The sequence below is a fragment of the Brachyspira hampsonii 30446 genome (genome assembly GCF_000316195.1).
GTDB classification, from domain to species: Bacteria; Spirochaetota; Brachyspiria; order Brachyspirales; family Brachyspiraceae; genus Brachyspira; species Brachyspira hampsonii_C.
The window spans coordinates 615,997-632,513 of sequence record NZ_JH994111.1; the positions used below are offsets into that span (position 1 = coordinate 615,997).

At 26.5% G+C, this 16,517-nt stretch carries 12 protein-coding genes and 1 tRNA gene; 5 read left to right on the forward strand and 8 right to left on the reverse strand.

What is annotated here, in order from left to right:
* Nucleotides 1-13 precede the first annotated feature (13 nt).
* The 3 genes from ptsP to A966_RS07595 form a co-directional block, all read right to left on the reverse strand.
* Entirely contained in the window at nt 14-1,762 is a 1,749-nt protein-coding gene (gene ptsP / locus A966_RS07585; RefSeq protein WP_008724253.1) for a phosphoenolpyruvate--protein phosphotransferase, read from the reverse strand.
* A 569-nt stretch (nt 1,763-2,331) separates the two neighbouring features.
* Nucleotides 2,332-3,048, reverse strand: a complete 717-nt coding sequence (locus tag A966_RS07590; protein WP_008724255.1) for a 5'-methylthioadenosine/adenosylhomocysteine nucleosidase — start codon at nt 3,046-3,048, stop codon at nt 2,332-2,334.
* A gap of 105 nt (nt 3,049-3,153) precedes the next feature.
* Entirely contained in the window at nt 3,154-3,975 is an 822-nt protein-coding gene (locus A966_RS07595; protein WP_008724257.1) for an aldo/keto reductase, read from the reverse strand.
* Nucleotides 3,976-4,135: 160 nt separating this feature from the next.
* On the opposite strand from A966_RS07595, the gene fliS reads away from it, so the two are divergent.
* Nucleotides 4,136-4,600, forward strand: coding sequence for a flagellar export chaperone FliS (gene fliS / locus A966_RS07600; RefSeq protein WP_008724259.1), 465 nt, complete (start codon nt 4,136-4,138; stop codon nt 4,598-4,600).
* Between the two features lie 7 nt (nt 4,601-4,607).
* Entirely contained in the window at nt 4,608-5,357 is a 750-nt protein-coding gene (locus A966_RS07605) for an AMP-activated protein kinase (AMPK) subunit beta glycogen-binding domain (GBD) (protein WP_008724261.1), read from the forward strand.
* 43 nt (nt 5,358-5,400) lie between these two features.
* On the opposite strand, the gene A966_RS07610 is transcribed toward A966_RS07605, so the two are convergent.
* A complete protein-coding gene (locus A966_RS07610) occupies nt 5,401-6,105 on the reverse strand; it encodes a FliO/MopB family protein (RefSeq protein WP_008724263.1) in 705 nt (234 codons plus the stop codon).
* 13 nt (nt 6,106-6,118) lie between these two features.
* Nucleotides 6,119-6,204, reverse strand: a tRNA-Ser gene (locus tag A966_RS07615).
* Between the two features lie 164 nt (nt 6,205-6,368).
* On the opposite strand from A966_RS07615, the gene A966_RS07620 reads away from it, so the two are divergent.
* From A966_RS07620 to A966_RS07630, 3 genes are all read left to right on the forward strand, one after another.
* Nucleotides 6,369-9,617 carry a type ISP restriction/modification enzyme gene (locus A966_RS07620; RefSeq protein ID WP_008724265.1) on the forward strand — a complete coding sequence of 1,083 codons (3,249 nt, stop codon included), beginning with the start codon at nt 6,369-6,371 and terminating at the stop codon, nt 9,615-9,617.
* A gap of 73 nt (nt 9,618-9,690) precedes the next feature.
* Nucleotides 9,691-9,894, forward strand: a complete 204-nt coding sequence (locus tag A966_RS07625; protein ID WP_008724267.1) for a hypothetical protein — start codon at nt 9,691-9,693, stop codon at nt 9,892-9,894.
* Nucleotides 9,881-10,273, forward strand: coding sequence for a hypothetical protein (locus A966_RS07630; RefSeq protein WP_008724269.1), 393 nt, complete (start codon nt 9,881-9,883; stop codon nt 10,271-10,273). Before A966_RS07625 ends, A966_RS07630 begins: the two co-directional genes overlap by 14 nt.
* Before the next feature lie 706 nt (nt 10,274-10,979).
* Here the strand turns inward: A966_RS07630 and nagA are convergent.
* Genes nagA through A966_RS07645 form a run of 3 tightly spaced genes read right to left on the reverse strand, consistent with a single transcriptional unit; the run spans nt 10,980 to nt 16,504 of the window.
* Nucleotides 10,980-12,944, reverse strand: a complete 1,965-nt coding sequence (gene nagA / locus A966_RS07635) for an N-acetylglucosamine-6-phosphate deacetylase (protein ID WP_008724271.1) — start codon at nt 12,942-12,944, stop codon at nt 10,980-10,982.
* A gap of 15 nt (nt 12,945-12,959) precedes the next feature.
* Nucleotides 12,960-13,733, reverse strand: coding sequence for a sugar phosphate isomerase family (locus tag A966_RS07640; protein WP_008724273.1), 774 nt, complete (start codon nt 13,731-13,733; stop codon nt 12,960-12,962).
* A gap of 17 nt (nt 13,734-13,750) precedes the next feature.
* A complete protein-coding gene (locus A966_RS07645; RefSeq protein ID WP_008724275.1) occupies nt 13,751-16,504 on the reverse strand; it encodes a hypothetical protein in 2,754 nt (917 codons plus the stop codon).
* Between the last annotated feature and the right edge of the window lie 13 nt (nt 16,505-16,517).

Genomic DNA, 16,517 nt, shown 5'->3' on the forward strand with positions numbered 1-16,517 from the left:
TAATTTACCTTCATTAATTAATTTTGTATGTTTTTCTTAAAAAATCTTTTAAAATTGACCTTGAAAAATTATTATCGCATTTATCAAGCATTTTATTTACTAAATCTTCGCATTCTTCTATGCTTATGTTTCTAATAATATTTTTTACTTTGGCAATAGATGTTACAGACATTGAAAGCTCTCTTATTCCAAGTCCTAATAGTACAGGAGTATATTCAGGAACACCTCCCATTTCACCGCATAAAGTTACAGGCTTATTATTTTCATTAGCTATTTTTATAACTCTTTTTAATGTCCTAAGAACTGATATATCTATAGGATTATACAAATATATCAGCTTTTCATTAGTTCTGTCGCATGCCATCATATACTGAACTAAATCATTAGAGCCTATGGATAAGAAATCAGCTTCTTTTACTATTAAATCTATTATCGCAGCAGCTGATGGTGTTTCTATTAAAACACCTATTTTTATTTTCTCATTGAAATTTTTATTTTCATCTCTTAATTCTTTTTTGATATCTTCTATGAAATTTTTAGTTTCGATAAATTCTTCTAAAGTGCTTATCATAGGAATCATTATTTCTATATTTCCATAATTAGAAGCTCTAAGCAGTGCTTTTATCTGATCTTTAAATAATTGTTTATTAGATAAGCAGAATCTTATAGCACGCCACCCTAAGAAAGGATTATCTTCTTTGAACTCTAATCCCAAAGCAGGTGATATTTTATCTCCGCCTATATCTAAAGTTCGTATTATTACTTTTCCTTTTATTTTAGAGGCTATAGTTTTATATACTTGAAATTGAGTTTCTTCTGTAGGAAGCTCTGATGCTATTTCCTCATCTGAAAATATATATAAAAATTCTGTTCTATACAAGCCTATAGAATCTATACCAAATTTCAATAAACTTTCTATTTCTTCCGGCATATCTATATTAGCATGTACTTTTATTTCTATATTATCTTTTGTTAATGCTTTTTCTCTAGCATCTGATATTAATTTTTCTTTTAATTTTTTTATATTTTCTGCTAATATAGTATAATTATAAATATCTTTTTCATTTGGATTCATTATAACTATATTGCTTTTGCAGTCTATTATGATTTTTCTTCCGTTTTTTATTTTGCTTGATATGTCGGCTATGTTGAATATAGTTGTTATGCCGAAAGATTTAGCAAGTATCGCAGCATGAGAAGTGTATCCTCCGCTTTCTATTATAAATCCTGCAACTCCTATAGCATTAAATTTCAATACATCGCTAGGTGTAAGTGTTTTTGCTATTACAATACTTTCTCTTGGTGCTTGTGAATAATCTCCTGAATGAGGCTGTATTAAATTTCTTATCAGTCTTGATTTTATATCAACTATATCGCTGCTTCTTTCTGAAAGCATTTTATTATTTATAGATGATAATTTATTAAGATATCCTGATATTATAGTATCGTATACATGTTCTATATTAAGTAATTTTTCTTTAACTTCTTCTTTTACTTGTTTTTCTATTACTCTGTCTTGAAGCATTAATATATGAGTATGTAATATATTTTTGATATTATTGTCTACATGATTTTGTAATAATTCTATTTCATTTATAGATTTTTTGACAGCTTCATCAAATCTTTTATATTCTTCTTCTACATCAGCTTCTTCTATTTTGTATATTGGAGTATTGAGGTATGGAGTATAAAAAAAAGAATTCCCTATAGCTACATCATCGCCAACCCCATTTCCATTTAATATCGTTCTTCTATCAGGCATGTATTCTCCGATATTATGTTAATTAATAGTAAAGATTATATTATAAATCAAAATATTTTCAATAGTAAATTTATTATAAGTAGTAATATTTTTAATATGTATAATATGTATTTATGATAACTATTTAATTTAAAAAATTGTTTGTAAAATGATGCAGCTTATTTTATATATTAATCTGTAAAATAAGATGATTTATAAATACTATATTAGACTTGTTTCAAAACTAAATTTATTAACGTTTATAGTTTTTTAATTTAATATTTTTTGATTATAGTTGGGGCTTTGCTGCGAAGCACACATTCGTGCCAAACCCCACTTCTTTTGGTGACCCAAAGAAGCAAAAAGACTGCATATTTACATACTAAAATAATAGGTTATAAAACATGTAAGACATTATTTTATAATTGACTATTACTAATTTTTTTATATATAATTTTGTCAAGTAGTTTTGAAACAAGTCTATTTATTAGAATATAAAAATGAATGTAATACTTTAATTATAAACAAATAGAGTAGTTTAAAACTTTATATATTTATTTTTTAAACAACTATATTATTTATTTTTTTAATTATTTCATATTCTCAAGCATTTCCACTACTATTTTCATTGAGTTTTGTGCAGATTTTACAACAAATTTAGGGAAATCCACCACAGCATCACTGTCGGCTTTATCAGATAATGATCGTATAACTACAAAAGGAACTTTATACATCAAAGCAGCATGGGCAACAGCAGCACCTTCCATCTCTATAGCACCAGCCTTAAATTTATTATGTATTTGCTTAACTTTTTGATTGTTTCCTACAAACTGATCTCCTGTAGCTATTGTATCAATATATACTTTATTTTCTTTTATCACTTTTTGTGCCGATTCTTTTGCTAATTGTATCAAAGAAGCATCTGCGGGATAGTAATTTTTATCATAGCCTTTAACTAATACAGTAAGTTCTTCTCCATCTAAATCACTTGTATCAAAATCATGTTCTATTAAGTCTTTTGATATAACTATATCAGATATATCATAATCAGGATTTCCTGAACCTGCAACACCTGTAAATATTATTTTTTCTACATTAAATCTTTCTATGGCTATAGTTGTAGCAATAGCAGCATTAACTTTACCGATTCCTGATTTTAATAATACTATATTTTTACCGCATAATGTGCCTTTATAGTAAGTAATATTAGCTATTTCAATTTCTTCTATATTTTCAATCATACCTTTAAAATTGGTAATTTCTGAATCCATAGCACCTATTATTGCAATTCTTTTTGTATCAGACATAAAATAATCCTCCAAATAATAATGATTAGTAAATTATATATTAAAAATCTATTTTTATAAACTATAATATTTTATAATAATAAAATACTTGTAATAAAAATAATTTTAAAAATCAAAAATTGAAGGATCTTCTCCTATTCTGTATCCGTTTTCTAATGAATTTATTTTTTCTATGTCATTTTTGTCCAATTTGAAATCGAATATATTTATATTTTCTTCTATTCTTTCTTTAGTTACAGATTTAGGTATAACAGATATATTATTTTCTATATTCCATCTTAATATTATTTGGGCAGGAGTTTTATTATATTTATTTGCTATATCAATTATAGTTTTATTATCAAATATTTTTCCTCTTGCCAATGGAGACCATGCTTCTACAATGATATTATGATTTTTACAAAATTCTATTAATTCATTTCTTTGCAAATTAGGGTGTCTTTCTATTTGATTTAGTACAGGGGCAATATTACAATGTGCGAATATATCTTTTAAATGCTTTATTTCAAAGTTGCTTAATCCTATAGATTTGGCTTTTTTACTTTGGCATATATTTTCTAATGCTCTGTATGTATCTAAATATCTTTCCTTTTTTTGTCCGGGCCAATGAATAAGCACTAAATCTACATAATCCATATTAAGTTTTTCTAAACTTTCTTCAAATGATTTTCTTGTAGAATTATAACCTTGTTTTGTATTCCATATTTTAGTTGTTATAAATATTTCTTCTCTTTTTATTCCTATTTTTCTTATAGCTTCTCCTAATTCTTTTTCATTATTATAAAATTGGGCAGTATCAAATTTTCTATATCCTGCTTCTATAGCCCATCTTAGTGTATTTTCTAATTCTTTTTTATCTGTTATTTTATATAGTCCAAGCCCTAATATAGGCATTTCTATACCATTATTAAATTTTACATTAATCATAATTTCTTCCTTTTTTTATATTATGGTATTAATTTTATTATATGCTATAATAGATAATATTACAGCTATATTTTTATTGTATTAAAAAATGTTTTATGCTTTTTGTGATTTTCCGATAATGTTTAGTAATTAACATAATAATACAAATGGGGGGAGTAAATTGTCTAGTAATAACGGATATGAAAAATATAAAAAAGTTGATGTGAGTACCGCTTCACAGAATAGACTTATCGTTATGCTTTATGACGGTGCTATCAAGTTTTTAGAAACTGCCTGTGCTGCTATGGATAAAAAACATGGTACTGAAGAGGCACATAATAATATAGTAAAAGCACAGGAAATCATATATGAGCTTTTATCTTCTCTTAATTATGAAGCCGGAGATATAGCACATAGACTTGCTTCTATATATACATATATGAATCAAAAACTTACAGAAGGAAATATATCTAAAACTAAGCCGCCTTTGTTAGAAGTGATAAGGTATCTCAAAGAGCTTAAAACAGCTTGGGAAGGTGTTGAAGAGCAAATGTCTAAAACTAATGTCGAAAGTAAGGCAGCAGCTAATAATAACAAAGATAATTCTTCAAAAAATACTGATAGTAAATTAAATATAACAGGTTGAATAAGCTATGAAAAAAATGTATAAATTAACAATATTGTCTATTATTTTTAGTATAGTCCTTTTATCATGCGGTGAAAAAGATATTGAAACTATAGAGCAGTATGAAGCTAGAATGAATAGGCTTGAAATTTTAAAATATTATAATATACAAGATGTTATGCAGCCTAGAATAGTAAATGACGGAGTATTATTTACTTTTGCTGAGAATTATGATTCTGTAGAAGTATCCGGCGATTTCAATAATTGGGAAGACAGCATACCTCTTATAAAGAGTTCTTATGGTGTTTATTATTATCTTTGGCAGTATCCTCTTAAGGCCGGAAAATATAGTTATAGATACAGAGTTAATGGGGTTTGGATTAATGATCCTGTAAATGCTAATATTGAATATGATAATAATAATCAGGTTGTTAGCTATTTTGTGTTAACTAATGATGTTGGATTTTATGAAAAAAACCCTATTTATAATTCTGATGGTACGGTTACATTCTTTTACAGTAATGATACCGCTAAAGAGGTTATGTTTACTTCTGATAAATTGGGATTTGATAGTTTAAGATATCCTATGACTTATTCTAATAATTTATGGGTTATCACTCTAAGAGCTGAAGCCGGTAATTACTATTATAACTTTGTAGTAGATAGAATATGGGAAGTTGATCCTATTAATATGAATGTTTATAGGGGAAGTGATGGAAGACTTCATTCATATATTCTAATAAATTATAATCAAACTAATAAAAGAATTGTTTATTAATAAATATAAAAAAGGATAGGCTTTTATATTAGTCTATCTTTTTTTATTGCATTTTATTATTTTCATTATCATTATTTATTGTAGGATTTTCTGCATTCAAATCATGAAGTCTTTCTCTAATTTCTGAAGTTGTTTTTAACGGATCTTTTTCTTTCATTTTCGGCTGCTTGAATACGGATAGTGTTTGATTAAAGATATTTTTGAAACTATCATCTACTGTATTATTTTTAGAGTTAATATACATCATTTTTATTTGATCTTTAGTCTCTTTATCTTCTATCTTTGATAATAAATTAATATTATGATCTGAAATAGAGACTATATACATGTCATCTACAATTTCTATAATTGATATATATCTATTTGAAGCAACAGGAGTAGTGGCAAGAACCTTAATAATATCGCTTGATCCTGACACTTTTTTAGACTTATTTTTTAAATATATAAATACCAAATATATGCCAACCAAAGTAACTATAAAACCAATAATAGCTCTTATAAACATCCAGCCGTTACTTACTTCTGCTCTGTTTTGAATATTTCTTATATCCTGAAGTATAGCAGGTTCATTAGCATTGTTCGTATTATCTATAGGGGCATTGAAGAAATTAGTTTCCGGCATTGTATTTTGTATATTTTCTTGAGCAGTTAAATCAGCATTATTGGTATTATTTTGATTTGTAGTATTTTCTTGAGTTAGTGCTATATTGAAAATAATTAAGAATATAAAGAAAAATTTTTTAATCATATATAAACCGATGCGGAGAGAGCGGGATTCGAACCCGCGGTAGGGGTTGCCTACGACAGTTTAGCAAACTGCTCCCTTCGGCCTCTCGGGCATCTCTCCAAAATTATACATTCGCTTAAATAGTTGTATTATGATAACATAAATAGGATTTTTAGTCAAGTTTATATTTAATTAAAGTTTGTTTTTTATTAATTTAGATAAAATATATATAATTTTGACAAATGTGGTGTTTTTAATTATAATATATTATTAAGGATTATATTATGATTAAAGAACTATATTCATATTTAGAAGGCATAAAGAATATAACTGCTGAAGATAAAGAGCATAGTTATAGAGCTTCTTTAGAGAGTTTATTAAATGCTATAAAAAATCATCTTAATTTTAATAAGATAAATATAAAACATGAACCAAATAATGATAAAGAGGGAAGAGGTGCACCTGATTTTTTAGTTACTATTGATTCTCTTGTTTTGGGATACATTGAAAATAAAAGAGTAAATGCCAATCTTGATGAAATTATTAAAAGCGAGCAGATAAAAAAATATCTTCTTTTGAGTGATAACATTATAATTACAGATTATTTGAGATTCATATTAATTGATGAAAACTTAAATATTATTGATGAAGTTAGAATATGCGAATTAAGTGAGATTAAAAATTATAAAAAAATTAAACTTGAAGAAGTAAGTAAAAAACTTTCAGATATATTTAAAATATTTTTCTCAAGAGAGCCTAAACCTATAAATACAGCTTTAGAGTTTGCAGATGCTTTAGCTATGCGTACTAGAATATTAAGGGATGATTTATACGAACTTGAAAATAATAATCATATAGAGCGTTTATATAATATATTTAAAAGTACAATTTATTCTCAAATAGATTTTGCAGACTTTTGTGATAATTTTGCACAGACACTTACATATAGTTTGTTTTTAGCTAGACTAAATACTAATGAAAAAATCGATTTATATAATGTTACTAAGTTTATACCTAAATCATTTCCATTAATAAGGGCTATGAGCAAATTTCTTCAGGATTTGGAAGAGTTAAATATTAATGACTTAAAAACCATAGAATGGCTTTTAAATGAAATAATAAATATAACTAATCATATAAATATTGTATCTATTGTTGAAGAATTAAATAAATATGATAATACAGTTTCGCAGAAAGATCCCTATATGCATTTTTATGAAACTTTTTTGTATAAGTATAATCCAGAGCTTAGAGAGCTTAGAGGCGTTTATTATACTCCTCAAAGCGTGGTTAATTTTATTATTGATTCTATAGATATAGTTTTAAAAGAGTATTTCAATAAAAATAAAGGTTTAGGCGATGCATTAGAAAAAGAAACTAATATAACTCTTTTGGATTTTGCTACAGGAACAGGTACATTTTTACTTGATTCTTTTAGAAAATCTTTATCATATTATCAAAAAAACTCTGTCAAATATAATCCTAAAGAATTAATAAATAAATTTTACGGCTTTGAGTTTATGATAGCACCGTATACAATAGCACATCTTAAAATATCTCAAACACTTAAAGAAGAGTTTAACTATAATTTAGAAGATGACGAGAGATTAAATATATTTTTAACCAACACTTTAGAAAATATAGATTTAGATGAGAGCAAAGGGAAAAACAATATATTTGAAGAGCTTAATGAAGAGATGAACCTTGCTCAGAAAACAAAAGAAAAAGAGATTCTTATAATAACAGGCAATCCTCCATACAGCGGAGCAAGTGCCAATAAAGGTATATTTGAGGAAGAGGTAAGAAAAGAATATAAAGACGGATTAGAATCTCCTCCTTTGGCTATAAGAAGAAACGGAAATGTAGAAAAAGAGAAAAATCCTAAATGGCTTCTTGATGATTATGTGAAGTTTATAAGATTTGCACAGCAGAAAATAGATAATCAAAAGGCAGGCGGAATATTCGGCTTTATTTCTAATAACTCATTTTTAGATAATGCAACTTTCAGAGGTATGCGTTACAGCTTATTAAAAAGTTTTGATGAAATATATATTGTTAATCTTCATGGCAATACCAGAAAAAAGGAAGTATGTCCAGACGGCAGCAAAGATGAAAATGTATTTGACATAATGCAGGGCGTGAGTATAAATATATTTGTAAAACATACTCAAAAAATAAAAGATAAAAGAGTTGAAGATAGCAAATTAAATCCATCATATTATAAGCATGGTAGTGATTATGCTAATGTATATTATTATGATTTGTACGGAAAGAGGGAATATAAATATAATTTTCTTCTTGATAATAATATAAAAAGTATAGAATGGAATAAATTAGCATATAAAGAACCTTTCTTTTTATTTATACCTCAGAATGATGATTTAAGAGAAGAATACGATAAGTTTTACAGTATAAAAGATATTTTCAAAATTTATGGAATTGGTATATGTTCAAAAAGAGATAATATAGTTTTTCAAAGTGATAAGGAAAAACTTATGAAACTTTTGAATGATTTTATAAATAAAGATAAAGAAGAATTATATAAACTATATGATATAGGAGAAGATAGCGGCGGCTGGAAATTAGATTGGGCAATTAAAGCTGTAAAAGAAAATAAAGATAATTTAGATGATTTTATATTAAAATCACATTATCGTCCATTTGATTTTAAATATACATATTATGTTAATAAAAATTGCGGATTTATGGCTAGACCTGTTTATGATATATTCGAGCATTTTTTGAAATACGAAAATAATATTGGATTAATATTTACAAGAAGATTTACATCTTTAGAAAGTGGTTTATGTTTTATTTCTAATTGTATAATTAATTTAAGAACTTGGACTTGTCCAGGTATGGAAGGTGGTGATTGTATAGCTCCTCTATATTTGTACGATACTCCTAATGCAAGAAAAGTTATTCAGGCTGAAAATTATAATGTTGGGGATTTATTTGAAAAATATGAAGAAAACCCTTTTCAAAATGCTGATAAGATAGAAAATTTTACTCGCAATTTTAGAAATTTTCTTGATAAAAAATACGGCTCTCATTTCCAGCCTGAAGAGGTTTTGGGCTATATTTATGCTATACTCTTTCATAAAACTTACAGAACTAAATATATTGATTTCCTAAAAATAGATTTTCCTAAAATTCCTTTTACTTATTCTAAAGATATATTTATAAAATTAAGCTCTCTAGGAACTCAATTATACAATCTTCATTTGATGAAAGATAATGATTTGAATGCCGATATAGGAGAGGGTTTATACAAAGATGACAAAAATAACAAAATAGAAAAACCTACTTATAATGAAAAAGAAAATAAACTATTCATTAATAAAACTCTTTATTTTGATAAAGTTTCAAAAGAAGTTTGGCTATATAAAATAGGAGGCTATCAGGTATTGGATAAATATTTAAAATCTCATAAAGGCGAAGATATTGATTACTCATATTTTCAGAAGATTATACAGATTTTGTATAAATCATTGATTATAGAAAGTGAAATTGCAGGCATTGACTTTTTATAAACATTTTATATAAAATAATACAATTTGACAATATTATATTTTATTATATTATATATATATGAGGGTATGTATTATGAATATTAATAAAGAAAAAAAATTACTTGAAATTACTCTTAAATATAAAAGTAAATTAAGTAGGAAAAAATTTAATTCGATTATAGGAATTTGTTATTCTAATATAATAAATAAACAAATTAATGATGAAATAAATGGTTATATTATACCTACGGTTAATAGCATAGTTAAAAATTATGGACACAAATATGAAAAACAATAAAGAAATTATTGATAATAAGGATAGCAGTAATAATGATAAATTACCGCCTGAAATGATAGAAGAGATTAATGATTTTTTGTCAATTAGTGGTTCTTTTAATCCTTTGGTTAATAAAATTACAGATAAGAATATTAGTGAAATGACAGAACTTCATAATAAACATGATGAAAGAGTTTTTAATGATAAGAAAAATCAGAGGTTTCATAATATATTAATAATGATCGCATTATTAATATTTTTTTTAGTAGTTATGATTTTGTTTAAAAATAATACAGCTTTTTTAGAAAAAATATTACCTCTTATCATTAGTTTTGCCATAGGTTGTTTTGGTGGATATGGATATGGATATTATAAAAAAGATAGAGATTCTAAAAATTAAGTATATCTAATTTTAGAATTGGAATATAATATTATATAGATTTTAAATAAATCATTAAATTTAGAAAATGAAATTGCAGGTATTAATTTTTTGTAAATAAAAGGCTTTAACTAAAATATATTTAATCAAAGCCTTTTTATAAATATTTATATTAAACTTGTTTCAAAAGTAATTTTATTTATAATTTGTGCGGACTATCCCTGCGAAGCATACAGTCGTGCCGTAGGAGGTGTCGGCAGCGAAGGCTATATTTTAGGCTGAATTTAATAATTTATTCTACATGTAAAACATGATTAGTACTATTTTTTAGATTTGCACTTTTTGCAACTTTGACGAAGTCCACCCGTGGTGTGCGGCGGGAAAAAGTTGAATAAAAAATTGACAAACTTAAAAATTTTTAGTATATACATAAACAAATATAATTTGTCAAAAATTAATTTTTTAAATTTAAAATATTTGTGGGGCTTTGCCCCACACCCCAGTTCTTTTATTGGTATAAAAGAACCAAAAAAACTGCATTTTTAGCCTAAATTTAGGGATATACACTACATTTAATACATATATATATAATATAAAGTTCTAGTAATTGCGTTTTTGCAACTTTTTTGTGCTGCAAAAAAGTTGATAATTCTATATAATGTACATCAGTCGACAAAATAAAATCGTTCCAATATATATTACTGCTTTTTATTTTATAACTTAATAATTAAGCATGTGTTACCCATTCATGGTCATAGTCATACTCTTTGTAGTTTCCTTTGAACACAACACCTTTTACTATTAGGTTTTCATCTAGTATCACTAAGTCAGCGATATAACCTTCTTTTATTCTGCCGTATTTGTCATCTATGCCCATAACTTTAGCAGGGTAGAGTGAAGCCATTTTTAAAGCCTCTTCTACAGCAGCACCTACATGATTAACTACATTTCTTACGGATTGACTCATGGTAATTGAAGAGCCTCCCAAAGTGCCGTTATCATCAATAAGTCTGTTGCCGTCTCTATGTATTTTTTTACCAGCCCAAATATATTCTTTTATCTCCGGGGCAGCAGCAGGCGCTATGGCATCAGTAACTATACATATATGACCTGTTTTTAATTTGTATGCAAGTTCTACTGAAGCAAAATCACAATGCACTCCGTCGCATATTAAACCTGCATACATGTCTTTAGTCTCAAGTACCGCTCCGACAGCACCGGGCTCTCTTGAACCCCAAGGACGCATAGCATTAAATAAATGTGTGGCAAAAGTTATTCCGTAAGGTATTTTTTCTTTTATCTCATTGTATGTACCGTTTGTATGTCCTACGGATACTACTTTTCCTCCCATAGCGAATGCTTCTATAACTTCTCCTTTTACCATTTCTGGTGCTACCGTAACCATTACGCATTTTGAGGCATTGATTTTTTTTATCATATCTATATTAGGCTCTCTTATGAACTTTTCATTGTGTATGCCTCTTTTTTCATGCGATATGTAAGGACCTTCAAAATGTATTCCTAGTACTCCCATTACAGATAAATCTTCTATGTTATTAAATAAATCTATAATTTTTATCATGTATTCATCACTGTTTGTAATAATAGTTGGTAAATATGAAGTACAGCCGTATCTCTGACAAACTTCATTCATGTTTTTTAATGTTTCAACAGTAGGAGAGGCATTAATATCATATCCGCCTATACCATTAACCTGCAAGTCTATATACCCAGGTGCTACTATTTTTCCTCCCAAATCTATTCTTGTAATAACAGCATCAACATCTATTTCTTTTTCAACGCTTTTGATAACATTATTTTCTATAACAATACAATGTCCGTCTATAAACTTTTCGCCGTCAAATATTTTAATGTTTGTAAGAGCATAATAAGATTTGTAAAGCCCTTTAATAAGTTCTTTAGGGTGAAGACTTTTGCTCTCTAAACTTTTAGCATATTTATAAGTTTTCACTTTCAAATCGCTGCTGGACTCTTCATCGGCTACAATTATAAGTTTTTTATGTTCCTGAAGTACAGAAGTAGGGTAGAACTGACTTATAGCTCCTTCCACACAATGAGCCAAAGCATCAGACACTTCATATCCGTTTGCCATAACAAGTACATATTTGGCATTAAAAGCCTCTTCAAAACCTAAAGTAAATCCTTCTCTAGGAAACATCTCTATAGGCATATTAAACTTTTTAGATTCATAGCTTCTTATTATCTCACTTATTTTTTTATCTCTTACACTTCCTTCTAATGATGAGCTTGGAGTATTGAGAAGAAAACTTCCGTCCTCTGCTAATGTATCTATTAATAGTGTTATATTGCCTAATTCTTTTATTAAATTAGCCATTCTTTTAGCTTCTTCTTTTCTATTAACTACATTGCTGTCAAATAAATGAACATTTTCTTTAGGTATATCTATAAATTTTAAAAAATTATCTTCTAAATATTTCTGCGATATGTTTGAATCTATATATTCACCAGATGAAACTATATGTATATTTTTAAATGATACTATATTATCATTGTAGAAAGATAATAATTTTTGATAATATGATTTATTGATATATCTTAAAGGAAAAGATAATACAAAAGGTTTTTCTTTATCCGAATAGTCTAATATACATTTTACAGTATAGTAAGCAGCCCATTCATAAACGCTTTCATTTGTAATAATGATTCTCATGTATATTCTCCTTTTTTATTTTATATTTTTTTCTATCTTCATAAATACTGTCTGACTTGATAATCTCAAAGATGATTCATAATCAGCTATCACAGTAACATCACTATGCTTTTGTAATTTACTTAAAGGCGAAGAGTTGCTTATTCCATATTCTAAACAATCTCTTAAAGAGCAGGAATTATTTATTCCAGATGATGTTAATAACACAGTATCAACCATATCTATAAAGCCCATACCCATACTAAATACCGTTGTAGGTACTTTGCTTTCATCTTCAAATTTATATTTAATCTCGCTTATAGAGTGTTCGCTTAAAGTTTTTATTCTAAAGAGTGATGATAATGATGACATTCTTTCATTTCCTGCCGAAGTGGAATCAGCGGTGAGTGAATACCATATAACATCAAATCTTCCTATTTTTTTTATAATTTCAAGCTGTTTATCCATTTGAGATTCATCGCCGTTTCCGTCAAATAAAAATACATTTTCTTCAGGTATATCTATTTTGGAAAGCAGATTTTCTTTTAAAAAGTATGCTTTGCTGTTTTTATCTGTAGGAGAGAGTCCTATATATTCAGACTGCTGAAATATAAATATATTTTTGAAATTAATTTTATAGTTATTAATATTTTCTATTATTTCTCTATAAATATCTTTAGTATCATCTTGACTAGAAACTGAAATATAAAGTTTTTCTTTTTTTTCCTGCTTTTTCTCTAAGAAATTGAGAATATGTTTTGCTGTGAATACAGTATAATCTTGATATGAATCAGCTATATATATATTCATTAATAAGTCCTTTATAATTAATCGGAGCTTATTATAACATTTTCCCTATTTTCTGTATATAGTATATTGTTTATTTTATTTGTATTATCCGAATTGTTTATATAATCTTCTATGTTTATATAGTATTCTTTATTTCCTGCTTTGAAATTTAAATTTGTACTTGTGAAATTTCCTAAGGTGATATTAGGATTTATAATATTTCTTCTCATAGCCTGAGGTACATTATTTTTAGGCATTGTACTTATAATTATCCAAGGTTCAAATTTCTTTACATTCTCTCTTGTTGAAACTTCTGCAGTATATAATTTACTCTGGCCTATATTCGTTTGTATAATATTATATTCTAATTCATTTGAAGATAGTATTTGTATATATGTATAAGAGTATGCCCCTTCTATAACAAATTTATTTGCTTCATTATCAAAAGTTATAGGAAGTTTTGAATTGGCATTCCATTTATATTTATATCCGTAAACATGATATTGTTTTGTTATATCAGGCAATGCTTCAATATCTTCTTTTATTATTAAAATATTAGGTTTTAGATAGTAGAATCTTCTGTCATAGTTTTTAAGATTTACAGAATATGTATATCTTTGATTTGCTTTTGCATAGGCATAGAACATTTTATAATAATTAGTTGTATTTTTTATATAAGAATAGCTTCCCATATTTTCTTCTATCTTATTTCCGTCTATTGATATTCCATTATGAAAATCAGCATCTTTGAAAAGTGTATAATTATTAGAATCAAAGTTGTAACCTAATTCATCTATTATAGAATCTCCGTAATTATAATATACAAAACTCATTCTGTCATTATGATTAAGTCCTAAAGAATCATCAGCATTTCTTCCTTTAGCATATACAGCTAAATAAGGGGCATTTAGAGCTTTTATATTTTCATTATAGATAGCAGTTTGTATTTTTTTTAGCAGTAAAGTTTCATATTGAAAATCAACATTAGAATTAACATTATCCCTAAGATAGTAATTATTCCACATTAAAGCATAAGGGAGATATTTTATTTCAGCAGATTCGCTTTGTGCAAATACAGCATAATTTTTATATAACGGATTAGCATACATTCTGCTTAGAAGCTCCATAACAGCACTTCTAGCACCTGTATCAAATCTTAATTTGCTTCTATTATCTATAGCAGTGTATCCTATAGGTAAAGTATAACCTGAAGGATATCCTACTATGGATAAATATTTTCCTATATTTTTAAATGATTCAAAAGTAAAAGCATCAAATATACCTACATTTTTTAATGATAATGCATAAGTTAATATTGGCATTATAGTATCAAATGCTTCGCTTATTGATGATTTAAAACTTCCGTCATTTTCAAACATAGAAAATACCATGCTGTTTATATAATTCATAGAAAAATAATGCCAATTTCTAATTTGATCCTGATTTACATTTTCATTAAGCATATTAATTGCTATTAGGCCTAATGTTGTAATATATTTTATAGTATTTTTATTTCTGTATTCTGAAGGATTTTCTGTTATATAATTATAAAGTGTTTCTCCGTATTTTATGAATTCCTGCTTCATCAAAACTATTTCTTCAGGAGAAAACTCATCATACATTAAATCAAATGGCATAAGAAGAGAATTAGCTAATATATTAACCGAATCTATAATATTATAATTTTCTATTTTTGCTTCATCTAAATTCACTATGTCTCTTATCATCTGCTTAATTTCATATTTTAATAAATTATTATTAGGTTCAAATGCTGATTTTAATGACATAAGCATAGCATGAGAGGGAAGATTTTCAAAGTATAATTTATTAGTATCATCAGTTAATGAATATGATATATTATTAACAGACCATTTACCCATATTTGCTGAAGTATATGATTTGAATGCATTTATATTTCTTAAAAGTACAGAAGGCTGAAGTCTGTTTGCTTTGTATAGTAAATTATATAATATTTCAAATGTCTGTTTATCTATTAATACAAAAGGTCTCTTTATATTAAAAGTTTTATTTGTTATAGGTATGATTTTTGTACTGCTGTCATCTATAAAGAAATGATAGATTTTTCTTAAGTTTGTATCTCCGTTTTCATCGAAGGCTATATACCATTTGCCGTTTTCTAATGTATTTGTTATTGAGAAGAAGCTGTTATTTCTCAATGTATATTCATAACGAGTTGTAAATGAAAGCTCTTTAGATATTGATATTCTAGTAAGAGTAGTTCTTTTATTAATCATGACAAATGGAGGATTACTCTTTGCTATATGTCCGCTTTCAGGAAGTATCAATGCTATATTTTCTCTTGGTTTTCTTTTATCATCATACTCATTTATTGCTATTTTTACTTTATCTTTTGTATCAATATTTCCAACTGTTTCTATACTTACAGACAGTCTGTCTAATTTATCTTTTTCCAATGGAGGATTAAAATTTGTAGCGTATAATGTGAGATTTATATTTCTATTAACTAATGGATTTTCTATATTAAATGTTTTTATTATATTGTTTTCTTCTACTTCTATATTTAATTGTATTGGTATATTATCAGAATCTATATTATAAGTTAATAATATTCCGTCATTTATTTTTACACTTTTTCCATATTTTAAATTTATAAATTTTGGATATTGTTTATTATATTCAGGATATGTAATAGTATAAGAATTATCTTTTTTATCATAAACAGCTTCTATTTCTCTATCTATTATTCTTTTTGGCGAGCATGATAATATAGGTATTATCAATAGTAGTGATATAATAATCAATTTTTTCATTATTATTTATTAT